This is a genomic window from Providencia sp. JGM181 (genome assembly GCF_018257375.1).
Taxonomy (GTDB): Bacteria; Pseudomonadota; Gammaproteobacteria; order Enterobacterales; family Enterobacteriaceae; genus Providencia; species Providencia lanzhouensis.
The window spans coordinates 1-1,485 of record NZ_JAERJY010000259.1; the positions used below are offsets into that span (position 1 = coordinate 1).

Annotated in this window: 2 protein-coding genes; both read right to left on the bottom strand. The window is 32.8% G+C overall.

The genetic code is table 11. From position 1 onward, the window contains the following. Positions 1–419 (bottom strand): adenylyltransferase/cytidyltransferase family protein (locus JK188_RS17320; RefSeq protein WP_211888695.1); only part of this gene is annotated, 419 nt, incomplete at its 3' end. Next, on the bottom strand, positions 416–1,485 hold a 1,070-nt coding region (locus JK188_RS17325), incomplete at its 5' end, for an asparagine synthase-related protein (protein WP_211888696.1). The genes JK188_RS17325 and JK188_RS17320, both read right to left, overlap by 4 nt.

Here is a 1,485-nt window from a genome sequence, read left to right on the forward strand (position 1 = left end):
ATGTTATTTTTTCTGAGATTTTTCAACGTTGTATTGATTAAAGTACTTGACGTGCCTTGTGTATATGGGAAGTAAATAACTTTACAACCAACCTCTGCTAACTCATTTTCATGTTGCTGCCATTTCTCGGTTGCGTACCAGTCGTCACCTACAAAAAGATAGGAAGCTTGACATTTTTTCGCAGCAGCAGCTTTATCCATATTATTTTGTGGAATAGCAACATCAACATAACGACAGGCTCTTACTACTTCAATTCTTTCATGATATGGAATGACAGGTTGTTTTCCTTTATAAGAAACTAATTCATCAACAGTGACACCCACAATTAACTTATCACACATAGATTTAGCGTTTCTTAAAATATTAACATGTCCAACATGAAATAAATCATAGACGCCACTAGTATATCCAATAATCATTCTTGTAATACCTTTAAATTTTCATTAAACCATAATTCATATGAGCTTAAATTATCATGATTTGTAAAAATAGTGCTTAAATTTACAGGAAATCCAACCTTTTTCTCATATGCAAAGTCGTGCCCTAAATAATCACTGAGTAGCTCTCTTAATGGAACCTTCCCAAGAGTTTGACTCATTAAAGACTTAGCGCTGCATTTTATAGCTAGGTTAAATATATGCTGATTAGCTAGTGGTTCCCTTCCCTCTACGCCTGCTGCCATTAAAGCAAAGTCTAGTCGCCTAAAAAGAACTGGCATGTGATATCGAATGAAAAACCATCGTACTTTTTCGAAGGGATTTACTATTTCTATATTAGAAAATAACTGCGAAAATATATTATATAGCTTTGAGTTTTTTTCTGGTGCAATATAACAATACATATCCAAAAATATATCTAGATTAAAATCATTTGTTTCACTTGCCCATTTAAAGATTCGGTCATATCCAGCAAAAAATTCATCAGCACCTTCTCCGGAAAGTAATACTTTAATGCCATCTTTTGCTGCAATTTTAGATATTTGATATAAAAGTACTTCATTAGGAACGGAAAGTGGCTCGCCTCTTAAATTCAAAAGATAATTAAAGTCAGCGAGATACTCCTCTGGTGTGCATATTGCTATTTTCAAGTTTTCAATCTTTTTTGATTGTAAATATGATATATCAGCATCACCTTCAAATCCGATTGAATAATAGCGATCAAATTTCCCGATAGCTTTTAATAGATTACTATCGATACCTTTACTTAAAAGTAATCCAATCGGTGCATCTGAGATTTTTCTAGAATTAAGTCCCTTGGTTACTGCAACTAAAAGTTCTTCTTTTGATATATCACAGTAATCTTCTTTTAAATGTTCAGAGGCTTGAAAGTAATATCCATTTATTAAACATTCACCAGGGTTAACTTGAGATATTCCATTAAAGTATGATCCGCTAAAAATGGGGGCCCTTGTCGCTTTATATTCTTCAATACTATCAGAATTGACTTTTAGATTAAAAATTTGCTTAAGGGTATTGGGTTCAGAAG